Annotated in this window: 11 protein-coding genes; 5 read left to right on the forward strand and 6 right to left on the reverse strand. The window is 70.3% G+C overall.

Annotation, left to right across the window (positions count from 1 at the left end; all coding sequences use genetic code 11):
* Positions 1-639 (reverse strand): IclR family transcriptional regulator (locus NL1_RS27460; protein ID WP_067845140.1); only part of this gene is annotated, 639 nt, incomplete at its 3' end.
* A 140-nt stretch (positions 640-779) separates the two neighbouring features.
* Here NL1_RS27460 and glpK point away from each other — a divergent pair.
* The 3 genes from glpK (at position 780) to ald (ending at position 5468) form a co-directional block, all read left to right on the forward strand.
* Positions 780-2294 carry a glycerol kinase GlpK gene (gene glpK / locus NL1_RS27465; RefSeq protein ID WP_067845198.1) on the forward strand — a complete coding sequence of 505 codons (1515 nt, stop codon included), beginning with the start codon at positions 780-782 and terminating at the stop codon, positions 2292-2294.
* Positions 2295-2359: 65 nt separating this feature from the next.
* Positions 2360-4114 (forward strand): glycerol-3-phosphate dehydrogenase/oxidase, encoded by a 1755-nt coding sequence (locus NL1_RS27470; RefSeq protein ID WP_156095080.1) that lies wholly within the window; start codon positions 2360-2362, stop codon positions 4112-4114.
* A gap of 244 nt (positions 4115-4358) precedes the next feature.
* Positions 4359-5468, forward strand: a complete 1110-nt coding sequence (gene ald, locus NL1_RS27475; protein ID WP_067845202.1) for an alanine dehydrogenase — start codon at positions 4359-4361, stop codon at positions 5466-5468.
* A gap of 46 nt (positions 5469-5514) precedes the next feature.
* Here ald and NL1_RS27480 read toward each other — a convergent pair whose 3' ends face one another.
* Positions 5515-6054: an Lrp/AsnC family transcriptional regulator gene (locus NL1_RS27480; RefSeq protein ID WP_067845141.1), complete on the reverse strand. Its 540-nt coding sequence runs from the start codon at positions 6052-6054 to the stop codon at positions 5515-5517.
* A gap of 217 nt (positions 6055-6271) precedes the next feature.
* Between NL1_RS27480 and NL1_RS27485 the strand changes: the two genes are divergently transcribed.
* A complete protein-coding gene (locus NL1_RS27485) occupies positions 6272-7963 on the forward strand; it encodes a hydrogenase maturation protein (protein ID WP_067845204.1) in 1692 nt (563 codons plus the stop codon).
* Positions 7964-8000: 37 nt separating this feature from the next.
* On the opposite strand, the gene NL1_RS27490 is transcribed toward NL1_RS27485, so the two are convergent.
* The 3 genes from NL1_RS27490 to pruA form a co-directional block, all read right to left on the reverse strand.
* A complete protein-coding gene (locus NL1_RS27490) occupies positions 8001-9443 on the reverse strand; it encodes an amino acid permease (protein ID WP_067845143.1) in 1443 nt (480 codons plus the stop codon).
* A 182-nt stretch (positions 9444-9625) separates the two neighbouring features.
* Complete coding sequence (locus NL1_RS27495) at positions 9626-10591, reverse strand: proline dehydrogenase family protein (protein WP_067845144.1); 966 nt, start codon at positions 10589-10591, stop codon at positions 9626-9628.
* On the reverse strand, positions 10591-12255 hold the full coding sequence (gene pruA, locus NL1_RS27500) for an L-glutamate gamma-semialdehyde dehydrogenase (protein ID WP_067845146.1): 1665 nt from the start codon (positions 12253-12255) through the stop codon (positions 10591-10593). The genes NL1_RS27495 and pruA overlap by 1 nt, the downstream gene beginning before the upstream one ends.
* A 136-nt stretch (positions 12256-12391) precedes the next feature.
* Here pruA and NL1_RS27505 point away from each other — a divergent pair, with 136 nt between their 5' ends.
* On the forward strand, positions 12392-14026 hold the full coding sequence (locus NL1_RS27505) for a PucR family transcriptional regulator (protein ID WP_245673567.1): 1635 nt from the start codon (positions 12392-12394) through the stop codon (positions 14024-14026).
* On the opposite strand, the gene NL1_RS27510 is transcribed toward NL1_RS27505, so the two are convergent.
* Positions 14023-14757 carry a uracil-DNA glycosylase gene (locus NL1_RS27510; protein ID WP_067845148.1) on the reverse strand — a complete coding sequence of 245 codons (735 nt, stop codon included), beginning with the start codon at positions 14755-14757 and terminating at the stop codon, positions 14023-14025. The genes NL1_RS27505 and NL1_RS27510 overlap by 4 nt on opposite strands.
* Between the last annotated feature and the right edge of the window lie 68 nt (positions 14758-14825).

Consider the following 14825-nt stretch of genomic DNA (forward strand, 5'->3'; position numbering starts at 1 on the left):
GCCCACCACGCGCCCGCCCGCGTCGCGCAGCGGCGCCGCCACCGACGCTCGCTCGAAGGAGAACTCGGCGACGTCCTCGGCGTAGCCCTGCGCACGCACCCGCGCGATCTCGGCCTGCACCGCGCGCGGCGTCGTCACGGTGCGCCGGGTGTAGGCGGGCAGCGGTGCGCCCGTGATGCGTTCGGTCAGGCCCGGGGTGTAGGCCAGCAGCACCTTGCCGAGCGCGGTCGCGTGCAGCGGAAGTTCGATGCCGACGCGGAGGGTCTGCTCGGTGTCGTCGGGACGGAACACGTGGTGCACGATCGACACGCCCTCACCGCGCAGTGCTCCGATCCGCACCGATTCGCCGGAGCGCGCGGCCAGCGTGTCGGCCCAGTTCATCGCGTAGGAGCGCAACACGTTGGTGTCCAGCCGGGCGGCGGCGAGCCCGAGCGCCGTGGCGCCGATCAAGTATTTGCCGGTGCTGTCGTCCTGCTCGATGTAGCCGACCCGCTGCAGGGTGCGCAGCAGGCCGTGCGCCGTCGCCTTGGGCAGGCCGAGCGCGCCTGCGAGTTCGGCGACGCCGACGCCGAAGGGCGCCTCGGCCACCACGCGCAGGATCGCGGCGGCCCGTTCGATCGACTGAATCGGTCCCGGCACGAGGTCGACTCTACTGCGGAGGACTTGAAACGTTCGACAATGTCGAACGAGCACCGTTGTCCCGGCATCGCCCGCTGCTTACCTTCGGCATGGCGTACCGGTCGCCGCGTGCACCGGGCAACGGACAAATGGAGATACGCATGCCAGACCTCATCGGTGCGGTCGACCAGGGCACCACGAGCACCCGCTTCATGGTCTTCGACCACGCGGGCGCCGTCGTTGCCCAGCACCAGCTCGAACACGAGCAGATCCTGCCGCGGCCGGGCTGGGTCGAACACAACCCGGTCGAGATCTGGGAACGCACCTCGGCCGTCATCCAGACGGCGCTCAACGCGCACGGCCTGCGCGCCGCCGACCTGGCCGCGATCGGCGTGACCAACCAGCGCGAGACCACCGTCGTCTGGGACCGGCGCACCGGACGGCCGTACCACAACGCCATCGTCTGGCAGGACACGCGCACCGACCGGATCGCCGCCGAGCTGGAATCCCGTGCGGGCGAACTGATCCGGCACCGCACCGGGCTGCCGCCCGCCACCTACTTCGCGGGCGGCAAGATCCGGTGGCTGCTGGACAACGTCGACGGTCTGCGCGCCGCGGCCGAGCGCGGCGAGGCCCTGTTCGGCACCATCGACAGCTGGCTGCTGTGGAACCTCACCGGCGGCGTCCACGGCGGCGTGCACGTCACCGACGTGACCAATGCCAGCCGCACCATGCTGATGAACCTGGAAACGCTCGACTGGGACGACGAGCTGCTCGCCGTGTTCGACATTCCGCGGGCCATGCTGCCGTCCATCCGCCCCTCCTCGGAGCCCGAGGGCTACGGCCGCACCACCGCGCACGGCCCGCTGGCGGGCGAGGTCGCGGTCGCCGCGGCCGTCGGCGATCAACAGGCGGCGATGATCGGGCAGGTGTGCCTGTCGGCGGGGGAGGCCAAGAACACCTACGGCACCGGCAATTTCCTCCTGCTCAACACCGGGGGCACGCCGGTGCGGTCGAAGAACGGGCTGCTCACCACCGTCTGCTACCAGTTCGCCGGACAGGACCCGGTGTACGCGCTGGAGGGCTCCATCGCCGTCACCGGCTCGGCGGTGCAGTGGCTGCGCGACCAGCTCGGCATCATCCAGGGCGCGTCGCAGAGCGAGACGCTGGCGGGCGAGGTCGCCGACAACGGGGGCGTCTACTTCGTCCCGGCGTTCTCCGGTCTGTTCGCGCCGCACTGGCGCTCCGACGCGCGCGGCGCGATCGTCGGGCTGACCAGGTACGCCACCAACGCGCACATCGCAAGGGCCACCCTGGAGGCGATCTGCTACCAGACCCGCGATGTCGCCGACGCGATGTTCAAGGACTCGGGGGTGGCGCTGGAGGTACTGAAGGTGGACGGGGGAGTCACCGCCAACAACCTCTGCATGCAGATCCAAGCCGATGTGCTCGGCGTTCCGGTGAGCCGTCCTGTGGTGTCGGAGACCACGGCGCTCGGCGCCGCCTACGCCGCGGGCCTGGCCGTCGGATTCTGGGGCGGCACCGAGGAATTGCGGCAGAACTGGCGCGAATCCGCGCGCTGGCAACCGGACTGGACCGAGGAGCAGCGGTCCGCCGGATACGAGGGCTGGCGCAAGGCCATCGGCCGCACTCTCGACTGGGTGCCGACGCATTGATCGGCCCCGACGCACCGACTACTGCGCACGCGCGCACCACTTTTCGAACACAGAAGGAGACCGAGATGGTCGACCGTTCTCTCACCGCCCCGGTCGCGATGGGCCCGGCAGAGCGCGCCCGCGCGCTGGACGCCATGGCGAGCACCGAACTGGACGTGCTGGTCGTCGGCGCGGGCGTGGTCGGCGCGGGCGCCGCGCTCGACGCGGTGACCCGTGGACTCAGCGTCGGCTTGGTGGAGGCGCGCGACTACGCCTCCGGCACCTCCAGCCGATCGTCGAAGCTGGTCCACGGCGGCCTGCGTTACCTCAAGCAGCTCAACTTCGCGCTGGTCTTCGAGGCGCTGCGGGAGCGTTCGCTGATTCTGGAGACCTTGGCGCCGCACCTGGCCAAGCCGGTGGAGTTCGTCTATCCGCTGGAGCGTCCCGGCCTGGACCGGGTCTGGGTGGGCGCGGGCGTCGGCGTGTACGACGTGCTGGGCGCGGGACGCGGTGTGCCGCAGCATCATCGGCATCTGAGCAAGCGGGCCACGCTGGCGCGTTTCCCCGGGGCCAAGCGCGGCGCTGTGCGCGGCGGCGTGAGCTTCTACGAGGGCCAGCTCGACGACGCACGCCACACCATGATGCTGGCACGCACCGCCGCGAGCCACGGCGCGCTGGTCGCCTCCAGCGCCAAGGTGGTCGACTTCCTGCGCGAGGACGGCCGGATCGTCGGCGCGCTGGTGCACGACCTGGAGAGCGGCAGGCACATCCCGGTCCGCGCCAAGCGCACGGTCAACGCGGCCGGGCCGTGGACCGACGAGATCCAGGAGATGCTCGGCGGGACGGGCGACTTCCGGATCCGCACCTCCAAGGGCGTGCACATCGTCGTCCCGCGCGACCGGATCGACTCCGATACCGGCCTGATCACCGAGACCGAGAAGAGCCTGCTGTTCGTGATCCCGTGCCCGTGGAGCGAGGACCACTGGGTCATCGGCACCACCGACACCGACTGGGATCACGACCTGGCCCACCCCGCCGCCACCCGCGCCGACATCGATTACATTCTCGCCCAGGTGAATCGGCTGCTGGAGCAGCCGATCGACCACGACGACATCGTCGGCGTCTACGCCGGGCTGCGGCCCCTGCTCGCGGGCGCTTCCGAAGAGACGAGCGGGCTCTCGCGTGAGCACACCGTGGCGACGCCGGTGCCCGGTTTGGTGATCGTCGCGGGCGGCAAGTACACCACCTACCGGGTGATGGCCAAGGACGCCATCGACGCGGCCGTCGCGGGTCTGCCGGGACGGGTGGCTCGGTCCTGCACCGAGCGGGTGCCGCTGGTCGGCGCCCACGGGTACCGCGAGCTCTCGCTCTCCCGCGCCCGCTTGGCCGACGAGTTCGGCGTCGACCTCGCGACCGTGGAGCATCTGCTCGGCCGCTACGGCAGCGCCGTCGCGGAACTGCGCGAGCTCATCCTCGCGCAGCCGGAACTCGGTGCCCGGCTGGGCAATTCCCGCTACCTGCGTGCCGAGATCGTCTACGCGGTCACCCACGAGGGCGCCCTGCACCTCGACGACATCCTCACCCGCCGCACCCGCCTGTCGGTGGAGACCGGCGATCGCGGCGTCCTGGTCGCGACCGAGGTCGCGCGCCTGGTCGCTCCGTACCTCGGCTGGGACGCGGAGCGAGTCGAGCGCGAGATCGAGGCCTACCGGGTCCGCGTCGAGGCCGAGCTGCGCGCCAACGAGCAGCCCGACGACCGGACGGCCGACGTGGTCCGGCTCAGCGCGCCGGACTCGCGCGGGATCGCGGGGGCGCCGGAAGAGGATCGGGTGTCGGTGTAGTCGACCGTCCGCGGCCGTGCCGGGTGAAGTTCGTCGCACCCGGCGAAACGGGTCGAAGATGATTCGACCGGACGGCCGCGGTTGCCCGCTCTTCCGTGGATTGCGCGTGCATTGCGGTCAATCTGAGAATCATCTTCATAAATCTAGATCTGATCTCGCAGAATTTTCATACTAGGACCTGTGACGATCCCTTTCGATAGGGATTCGCTCTGGCTCGAACGCCTACGAGACGACAGGAGTGCTGATGAAAATCGGGATCCCCCGCGAGGTCAAGAATCACGAATACCGGGTGGCGTGCACGCCCGCCGGTGTGCGTGAGCTTGTCGCTCGCGGACATGAGGTGTTCCTCGAAGCAGGGGCGGGCGCCGGATCGGCGTTCGAGGACGCGGCCTACGGCTACGTCGGCGCGCGCGTGCTGGCGACGGCCGACGAGGTCTGGGGCACCGCGGATCTGGTGCTGAAGGTGAAAGAGCCAGTGGCCGAGGAGTATTCGCGGATGCGTGCCGGGCAGGTGCTGTTCACCTACCTGCATCTGGCCGCGTCCAAGGAGTGCACCGACGCACTGCTGGAATCCGGTGTCACCTCGCTCGCCTACGAGACGGTGACCGGCCGGGACGGCAGCCTGCCGCTGCTGGCCCCGATGAGCGAGGTCGCGGGCAGGCTCGCGCCGCAGGCGGGTGCGTACCACCTGATGCGCAGCGAGGGCGGTCGCGGCGTGCTGATGGGCGGGGTGCCCGGGGTACGGCCCGCGAAGGTCGTGGTGCTCGGCGCGGGGGTGGCGGGCCGCAATGCCATCGCCGTCGCGGTCGGGATGCGCGCGGACGTCACCGTGCTCGACCTGAACATCGACCGGTTGCGCGAGGTGGACGCGCAGTACCACGGCCACGTGCGCACCGTCGTCTCCAACGCGCTCGAGGTCGAGAACCTGGTGCGCGAGGCGGACCTGGTGATCGGCGCGGTGCTGGTGCCGGGAGCCAAGGCCCCCAAGCTCATTTCGCACGATCTGGTCGAACAGCTCAAGCCGGGTTCGGTGCTGGTCGACATCGCCATCGACCAGGGCGGCTGCTTCGCCGATTCCCGCCCGACCACCCATGCCGAACCCACCTACCGGGTGCACGATTCGGTGTTCTACTGCGTCGCGAACATGCCCGGCGCGGTGCCGAACACGTCCACGGTGGCGCTCACCAACGTCACCCTCCCGTACGTCATCGATCTGGCCGAGCGTGGCTGGCGCGACGCGGTCGCCGCCGATCCCGGTCTGGCCGCGGGGCTGAGCACCCACGAGGGCATGCTGCTGTCCGAATCCGTCGCCGCCGCACACGGTTACACCGCAGAGCGGCTCGTCGCCGCGTAAGAGGCGAACGGCGCGAGCAGCACGTTCGGCCGCCCGGCCGCTGTACTCAGCGGCCGGGCACCGGCGTCTGCGGACGCAGATGCTCGAAGATGAGGATCGTCTCCGTCGAGGACACCGCGGGGTGTGCGCTCAGATGCTCCAGCACGAAAGCGCGCAGCTCGTCGGTGCTCGCGGTGGCGACGTGGATGAGGTAGTCGTCGGCGCCCGCGATGAAGTACACATTGAGCACCTCCTGCAGCGCCGCGAGCCGCTTACCGAACTCGGCGAGATACTTGCGGGAATTCCCGTGCAGCCGTACCGCGATCATCGCCTGCAAGCCGCGCCCGAGCGCGGTCGGATCGATGTCGGCGTGGAAGCCGCGGATCACGCCGCGCTCCACCAGCGCCCGTACCCGCCCCAGGCAGGTCGAGGGCGCGATACCGGCCGCGGCGGCCAGCGCGTTGTTGGTGATGCGGCCGTCGCGCGCCAACTGGTCGAGCAGGACGCGGTCGACGTCGTCGAGGACGACCGGCGTGCGGGCCTTGCGTGGTGGGGCCTGCGGTGGTGGGGCCTGCGGTGGTGGTACGGGTGAATCCTTACTGGTCACTTGCTCACGGTAGCGAATTCGATTCGATCCGAGGGTCGTTCCTCCGAATAATCCTCGATCGAATTCTGGGCGCGGGACTGACGTTGCGCACGCTCGCGCCGGTCGACGTGGCGGGCTCGAATCGCAGAATTACGGGCCGGTCGGTTCGATTCGAGCGATAATGGCTAGCGCTTTGTGAGAAGGCGGAGAAGCTCTCTACTCCACAATGGAGGGTCTCTTGCGAATTCTTGTGGTGGCCAGTGCGTTCAACAGCCTCACCCAGCGTATCCACGCAGAACTGCGAGCCCGCGACCATCACGTCGGCGTCGAACTGGCGCTCGGCGACGAGCCGTTGCGCGCGGGGGTGGCGGCCTTCCGGCCGGACGTGATCCTCGCTCCGATGCTCACCACCGCGATCTCGAAGGACATCTGGTCCGCGTACCCCGTTCTCATCGTGCACCCCGGGCCGAAGGGTGACCGCGGGCCTTCCTCCCTCGATTGGGCCATTCACGACGGCGAACGCGAATGGGGTGTCACCGTGCTCCAGGCGGTCGAGGAGCTGGACGCCGGACCCGTCTGGGCTTCGGTGCCGTTCACCGTCGCGCCCTGCGGCAAGAGCGAGCTCTATCGCACCGAGGTCGCCGATGCCGCCGTGCGGGCCGTGCTGCTCGCGCTCGACCGGTTCGCCTGCGGTTTCGAGCCGGAACCGCTGGACTACCGCCGCCCCGACGTTTGGGGACGGCTTCGGCCCTATCACGATCAGCACCACCGCCGGATCGACTGGGCGGCCGACGACACGGCTGCCGTGCTGCGGAAGCTGCGCGCCGCCGATTCGCAACCGGGCGTCCTGGACGAGCTGTACGGGTGCGAGTTCTACCTGCACGGTGGCCACGGCGAGGATCGGCTGCGCGGCGCCCCCGGCACGGTCATCGCCCGTCGTGACGGCGCGATCTGCCTGGCCACCGTCGATGGCGCGGTGTGGGTGCCGCAGCTGCGTCCCCGCCGGAAGGCAGGCGGCCCGCCGACGTTCAAACTGCCCGCGACCGATGCGCTCGGCTCGCGGTTGCCCGCCTCGATTCCGGAAATATCGGTCACCCCCAAGGCGGCCGCCTTCCGCAACACTTGGTCGGAGCTGCGCTATCGCGAAGACGGCGCCGTCGGCCACCTCGAGTTCCGCTTTCCCGGCGGCGCGATGAGTACCCGCCAATGCCGCTCACTGCTGTCGGCCTACCGGCAGGCTTGTGCCCGACCGATCGATGTGCTCGTGCTCGGCCCGGCACGGGACACCTTCTCCAACGGCATCCACCTGAACGTGATCGAGGCTGCCGAGGACCCGGCCGCGGAGTCCTTGCTCAATATCAACGCGATGAACGACCTGGTGGAGGCGATACTCACCACCACGGACAAGCTGGTGATCTCGGCGCTGGCGGGAAACGCGGCGGCGGGTGGGGTGATGCTGGCACTGGCCGCGGACGAGGTGTGGTGTCGTGCGGCCGTGGTGCTGAATCCGCACTATCGGCTGATGGGCCTGCACGGTTCGGAGTACTGGACCTATCTGCTGCCCCGGCGCGTCGGCGCGACCGAGGCGGAGCGCCTGACCCGCGCGGCGCTCCCGGTCGGAGCGGGGAGCGCCGCGGCACTCGGACTGGTGGACCGCGTCGTACCGGGCAACGCCGAGATCTTCTGGGACTCGACACGACGCGAGGCGGCCCGACTGGCGGGCAGTACGGAGCTGGCGCAGCGCCTCGTGGCGAAGAAGCAACGCCGCGCCCTCGACGAGATGACCAAACCACTCGACGCCTATCGCGCCGAGGAGCTGGCCCGGATGCACCGCAACTTCTTCGCTCCGGGCGAGCCCTACCACGAGCTGCGGCGGGGCTTCGTCCGCAAGGTAGCTCCGACGAAGACCCCGCCGCATCTGCACGGCTGACCCACCTGTGGCAGCGTGCCGCGCACACCGGGACGGACTACGTCCGCGCGTGCTCACTGGCCGCGGGCGGTGCGGTCTGCTGGAGCTTGGAGTGGGTGCGCGAGTACCCGATGTAGATCACCAGGCCGATCACCAGCCAGGTCCCGAAGCGCGCCCAGGTCTCCCACGGCAGCGACAGGATCAGCCACACCGAGAACACCACGCCGACGATCGGGACGACCGGCATGAACGGCAGCCGGAAGGTGCGCGGCACCTCGGGCCGGGTGTAGCGGAAGACCAGCACCGCCACGCAGACCACCACGAACGCGCTGAGGATGCCGATGTTGGTGAGCTCGGCGACCAGGTCGATCGGCAGCAGTCCCGCGAGGACGGCCGAGCCGACGCCGACGATCCACGTCACGCGGGTCGGCACCTTGCGCTCGGGATGGGTCTTGGCGAACCATTCCGGCAGCAGACCGTCGCGGCTCATCGAGTACCACACCCGGGTCACGCCGAGCATGAAGGTGAGCACCACGGTGATGATGCCGACGATGGCGCCGACCGCGATGATATTGGCGATGCCCGGCATGCCGACGGACTCGAAGGCGGTGGAAAAGCCGCTCTCCGGGTCGATTTCGGTGTACTTCTGCATGCCGGTGAGCACCAGGGTGCACAGCACGTAGAGCACCATGGCGATGGCCAGCGAGTAGAGAATCGCCTTGGGCAGGTGCTTCTTGCCGTCGACCGACTCCTCGGCCGCGGTGCTCATCGCGTCGTAGCCGAACACGGCGAAGAACACGGTGGCCGCGCCGGTCATCACCGCGCCGGTGCCGTACGGGAAGTACGGGGTGTAGTTCGCGCTGTCGATCTGGAAGACGCCGAGCACGATGATCAGCAGCACGAGGGCGACCTTGATGCCGACGGCCACCGTCTCGAACCGGCCGACGCTGCGGATGCCGCGGGACAGCACCCACGCCGTGCCGAGGCAGAACACCATCGCGAACAAGTCGACCACGTGACCCTCACCGGTCCCGGACGCGCCGAGCATCCAGTTCGGCAGCGTGACGCCCACCTGATCGAGCAGGAACCCGAAGTATCCGGAGACGCCGATCGCGACGACCGCGGCGACGGCGATGTACTCCAGCAGCAGATCCCATCCGATGAACCAGCCGACGAACTCGCCGAGCGAGACGTAGCCGTAGGTGTAAGCCGACCCGGCCTTGGGCACCATGCCGGCGAACTCGGCGTAACACAGCGCCGCCGCCGCGCTGGCCAGACCCGCGACCAGGAAGGACAGCAGCACGGCCGGGCCGGTGGTCTTGTTGGCGACGCTGCCCGCGAGGGTGAAGATGCCCGCGCCGATGATGCCGCCGACGCCGATCGCGGTCAGCTGCCACACGCCGAGGTGTTTGGCCAACCGTTCGTCGCTCGGCGTCTCGTCCTCGACTTCGACGAGGGGTTTGCGGCGCAACATCTGGTGGCGCAACTCCGCGATGGACATGCGGCTTCCTTTCTCCGCTGCGTCCGGCGCACGCCCCGGATCGCGGGGCGTGCGCCGTAACGCAGATCACACTGGTGGCTGTCAGCTAATCGGACCACGAATGCGGTGTGATCGGCGAGTTGGATAAATATTGTTCGGCCCGAGTTGGCCGATCGGACAATGCCGGGCGGGCTGTGGCGCCTTCAGCGCCGGTTGGCAGGAGCGAGCGCGCGCAGGAAGAACGCCAGGTTGGCGGGCCTTTCGGCGAGCCTGCGCATGAAGTAGCCGTACCACTGGTCGCCGTAGGGCACATAGACCCGGATCTGGCGCCGGTCCGCGGCGAGGCGGCGCTGCTCGACGTCGCGGATGCCGTAGAGCATCTGGAACTCGAACTCGTCCGCCTTGCGCCCGGCCTCGTCGGCGTAGCGCTGTGCCGCCTCGATCATCGCCGGATCGTGGGTGGCCACCATCGGATAGCCCGCGCCGTCCATCAGGATGCGCAGGCACCGCAGGTACGCGGCGTCCACCTCCGCGGCCTGCTGGTACGCCACCGACTCCGGCTCCCGGTAGGCCCCCTTGCACAGCCGGATCCGGGAACCCGGCCCCGCGAACTCCCGGCAGTCGGCCTCGGTGCGCCGCAGGTAGGCCTGCATCACGGTGCCGGTGCCGGGGAAGTCCGCGCGCAGCTCCCGCACGATCGACAGCGTCGAGTCGGTGGTGGTGTGGTCCTCGGCGTCGACGGTGACCGCGACACCCGCCGCGGCCGCGGCCGCGCAGATCTCGCGGGCGTGGTCGAGGGCGATCAGGTGCCCGTCGTGCGGCAGGGATTGGCCGAGCGCCGAGAGTTTCAGCGAAACCTCCAGCGGCCGAACGGTTCCCGGCTCCACCGCGGCGGGCAGCTCGCCCAGCGCCGCGAGCAACTCCCGGTAGTGCGCGACGGTGTTGCGCGCCTGAGCCGGGTCGGTGGTGTCCTCGCCCAGATAGTCGATGGTGACGAACCGGCCGGAGTCTCGCAGCGCGCTCGCGGCGGTGATGGCCTGCGGTTCGGCCGACCCGGCCACGAACCGGTCGACCAGCGCGCGGGTGGCGCGCATCCGCGTGACGCCGCGTTCCAGCCGCGGCGAGCGGGCGGCCGCGAGCAGTGCGGGCCGCAGCAGTCCGGCGGGCATCACCGCACCTCCGTTCCGGTACCGGGCGTCGGAGCCTGGTGCGGGTAGCGGTGGTCGGTGGGCGGCACGAAGGTCTCCTTGATGGTGCGGGCCGAGGTCCAGCGCAGCAGGTTCTGCGGGGACCCCGCCTTGTCGTTGGTGCCCGACGCGCGGCCTCCGCCGAACGGTTGCTGGCCGACCACGGCGCCGGTGGGTTTGTCGTTGACGTAGAAGTTGCCCGCGGCGAAGCGCAGCCGGTCGGTGGCCGTGGCGACGGCGGCGCGGTCGTCGGCGACGATCGAACCCGTGAGGCCGTAGGCCGCGCCCTTGTCTACGAGTTCCATTGCCGCGTCGAAGGATCCGGGCCTCGCGTCGTCGTAGACGTGCACGGCCAGGATCGGTCCGAAGTACTCGGTGCGGAACGCCTCGTCGGTCGGATCGTCACCGAGCAGCACCGTCGGCTCGACGAAATAGCCGACGCTGTCGTCGGTTCGCCCGCCCGCCGCGATGGTCAGCCCCGCCGTCGCCTTCGCGCGGGCGATGGCGGCGGCGTTCTTGTCGAAGGCGCGACGGTCGATGAGCGCGCCGCCGAAATGGCCGAAATCGGTGACGTCGCCGTAGGTCAGCGCGCCGACCCGGTCGACGAAATCGGCGCCCATCTTCGCCCACACCGAGGCCGGGACGAACGCGCGCGAGGCGGCCGAGCACTTCTGGCCCTGGTAGTCGAACGCGCCGCGGATCAGCGCGGTGGTGAGCACGTCCGGATCGGCCGAGCTGTGGGCGAGCACGAAGTCCTTGCCGCCGGTCTCGCCGACCAGGCGCGGATATCCGTGGTAGCGGTCGAGATTCGTCGCCACGGTGCGCCACAGGTGCCGGAAGGTCGCGGTGGATCCGGTGAAATGCACGCCGGCGAGGCGCGCGTCGGCCAGCGCCACCTCCGAGACCTCCGGGCCCGCCCCGTGCACCAGGTTGATCACGCCGGGCGGCAGCCCGGCCGCTTCCAGGAGTTTCATGGTCCAGTACGCGGCCACCGCCTGGGTCGGCGCGGGCTTCCACAGCACGGTGTTGCCCATCAGCGCGGGCGCGGTGGGCAGATTGCCCGCGATGGCGGTGAAGTTGAACGGGGTGATCGCGTAGACGAAACCCTCCAGCGGCCGGTAGTCCAGCCGATTCCAGACGCCGGGCGTGGAGATCGGCTGCTCGGCCAGGATCTGGCGCGCGAAATGCACATTGAAGCGCCAGAAGTCCACCAACTCGCACGGTGTGTCGATCTCGGCCTGGTAGGCCGTCTTGGATTGGCCGAGCATCGTTGCGGCGGCGAGGGTTTCGCGCCACGGCCCGGCGAGCAGGTCGGCGGCGCGCAAGAACACCGCGGCCCGGTCCTCGAACGACAGCGCACGCCAGCCCGGCGCAGCCGCGGTGGCGGCTTCGATGGCGTCCTGCACGTCGCGGGGTTCGGCGAAGGTGAGGGTGCCGAGCACCGCGGCGTGCCGATGCGGTTGCACCACTTCGACGACCGGGCCCGCCGTCCGGCGGTGTCTGCCGCCGATGACGTGGTGCACCTCGGTCGGTATTGCCGCGAGTCGGGCCAGTTCGGCGCGCAGTCGCTCCCGTTCGGGTGTGCCGGGGGCGAAGCTGCCGACGGGTTCGTTGGCGGGCGTGGGTGTGGTCGCGATGGCGTCCATGGATCCTCCTGCCTGGTCGGAGCTGGTCAGCGCAGTCAACTCCGCGAAAGCTCAGCGCGGGATCGGCCGAGGGGACAAAGATGGACCCGAGTTGTTGTCCGATCGGCCGAAGCCGAGCCGAACGTAAGGTGTGAGCGTGGTCACCGAGGAACCGAGCCGCCCGGAGGGCGTGCCGCTGCGCGAGCTGCTCGACGCGCTCGACAGCGCCGTCATCGATCTGGTCGAGGCGCCCGACGGGGACGCGGTCGCGATTGGCTCGGTGGCGCTGCTGGACGGCGACGACCTTGCCGAGGCGCCCGCGGCGCCGGTGGACATGTCGCTGCTGGTCGGCGTGCGGGAGCCGGTGGTGCGGCGCTGGCTGGGTGAGCTTGCCGCCCGTCCTGCCGAACAGCGCCCGCGCGTGGTGCTGCTCAAGTCGAGCGCCGAATCCGCCGCGGTGCGCGGGGCCGCCCGCCGGTCGCGGGTCGCGGTGGTCGTGGTGCACCGCAGGGCTCGCTGGGACACGGTGCTGGCGCTGGTGCGCCGCGTGCTCGACCGGGCGGGCCGCGGCGGGCCGAGCGACGACCCGCTCGACACCGATCTGTTCGGGCTGGCTCAGATCGTCGCGCAGAACGCGGGCGGCATGGTCTCTATCGAGGATCCCCATTCGCACGTGCTCGCCTATTCGGCCTCCGACGAATCGGCCGACGAGCTGCGCATCCTGTCGATCCTCGGTCGCGAGGGCCCGCGCGACTACCTGCGGGTGCTCCAGGACTGGGGCGTGTTCGACCGGCTGCGCCGCAGCGACGAGGTGATCGACCTGCCGGCGCACGAGGAGCTGAACATCAAGCGCCGCTTGGTCGTCGGCATTCACGCGACGGCCGCCGACGGCGGGTCGCGCACGCTCGGCTCGATCTGGTTGCAACAGGGGGACCGGCCGTTCAAGCCGGACGCCGCGGAGGTGCTGCGCGGCGCGGCCGCCGTCGCCGCGCGGATCATCGCGCGCGCCTTGGATGCGCCATCTACCGAAACGCTTTTGCTCCAAAGACTTTTCGGTGTACATGGCGAGGGTGTCGACATTCCGTCCGTGGCGGGCGCGCTGCGCATCCCGGTGCGCGGACCGGCGGCCGTCGTCGGATTCGCCTTGAATGCGCCTGCGGGCGCGCAGCATTCGGCGCTCGGCAGTGTGATCCGGCTGCACGCGAGCTCGTTTCGGCCCGACTCGATCGCGACCGTGCTCGGCGACCGCATCTACGTGCTGTTGCCCGGGTACCGGTCCGCGTCCTCGGTCACCGCGTGGACGAGGCAGCTGGTGGACCAGCTGGAAGCCAGGCGCGGCGCGGTCCTGCGCGCGGGCATCGCCATTCCGGTCGCCGATCTCACCCAGGTGGCCGCCGCCCGCGCCGAGGTCGATCGGGTGCTGGACAGCACCGCGACCACCTTTCCGCGCGGCCGGGTGACCACCCTCGCCGAATCCCGCACCGCCGTGCTGCTCGGGGAGATCCTCGATCTGCTCGCCGCCCGCGACGAACTGCACGATCCCCGCCTGCGGGTGCTGTTCGACTACGACCGCGATCACGGGTCGCGACTCGGCGAGAGCCTCGAGGGCTATCTGCGCGAGCACGGCGACGTGCGCCGTGCCGCCGCCGCTTTGCGGGTGCACCCGAACACGTTGCGCTACCGGCTGCGCCGCGCGGAGGCCCTCACCGGTATCGGCCTGGCCGATCCCGCGGACCGCTTGCTGCTCGAACTCCAGCTCGCGCTGCACCGGCGCGGACATCGTCCGGCCTAGTCGGCACGCCGGTTTCTGCGCGGGTGCAGTCCCGCCGCGGTCGCCGCTTCGGCGAGCACCTGCTCCAGCATCGCCGGGGTCAAACGCCCGGTGAAGGTGTTCTGCTGGCTGACGTGGTAGCAGCCGAACAGCTCCAGTTCCGCGCGGCCTTCGACGGCAGGCGCCAGCGTGTAGTGCACGCCGTGCCCGAACTTCGGGCGCGGGCGCGGCACCACCCACCCCGCCTCGGCGAGCGCGGGCAGCGCCGCCTGCCACCCGAACGCGCCGAGCACCACGACGGCACGCACGGTCGGCGCCAGCAGACCGAGCTCGAGGTCCAGCCAGCCGCGGCACCGGTCGCGTTCGTCGGGAGCAGGTTTGTTGTCGGGCGGTGCGCAATGCACGGGCGCGGTGACGCGGGCGCCGAGCAGTTCCAGTCCGTCGCCGCGGCGCACGGAGGTCGGCTGGTTGGCGAGGCCGACAGCGTGCATGGCGGCGTAGAGCACGTCCCCGCTGCGGTCGCCGGTGAACATGCGCCCGGTGCGGTTGCCGCCGTGCGCGGCGGGGGCGAGCCCGATGATCAGCAGCCGGGCGTCTGCCGGGCCGAAGCCGGGAACCGGTCGGCCCCAGTAGGTTTCGTCGCGGAAGGCGGCGCGCTTCTCGCGTGCGACCTGTTCCCGCCATGCCACGAGGCGAGGGCAGGCGAAGCAATCGGCGACGGAGGCGTCGAGCTCGGCGAGGGTGCGGCACATGGGTACCACTCGATCACGACCGTCGCTCGGCCGTGGTGGAACAGGCCCGGTGCCGGGTGCCATGCCTG

This window comes from Nocardia lijiangensis NBRC 108240, assembly GCF_001613045.1.
Lineage (GTDB): Bacteria > Actinomycetota > Actinomycetes > Mycobacteriales > Mycobacteriaceae > Nocardia > Nocardia lijiangensis.

What these genes read in the sequence shown, in the direction of transcription:
- glpK (WP_067845198.1), top strand. Translation starts at nt 780, where the DNA reads ATGCCAGACCTCATCGGTGCGGTCGACCAGGGCACCACGAGCACCCGC.
- NL1_RS27470 (WP_156095080.1), top strand. Translation starts at nt 2,360, where the DNA reads ATGGTCGACCGTTCTCTCACCGCCCCGGTCGCGATGGGCCCGGCAGAG.
- ald (WP_067845202.1), top strand. Translation starts at nt 4,359, where the DNA reads ATGAAAATCGGGATCCCCCGCGAGGTCAAGAATCACGAATACCGGGTG.
- NL1_RS27490 (WP_067845143.1), bottom strand. Translation starts at nt 9,443, where the DNA reads ATGTCCATCGCGGAGTTGCGCCACCAGATGTTGCGCCGCAAACCCCTC.
- NL1_RS27495 (WP_067845144.1), bottom strand. Translation starts at nt 10,591, where the DNA reads ATGCCCGCCGGACTGCTGCGGCCCGCACTGCTCGCGGCCGCCCGCTCG.
- pruA (WP_067845146.1), bottom strand. Translation starts at nt 12,255, where the DNA reads ATGGACGCCATCGCGACCACACCCACGCCCGCCAACGAACCCGTCGGC.
- NL1_RS27510 (WP_067845148.1), bottom strand. Translation starts at nt 14,757, where the DNA reads ATGTGCCGCACCCTCGCCGAGCTCGACGCCTCCGTCGCCGATTGCTTC.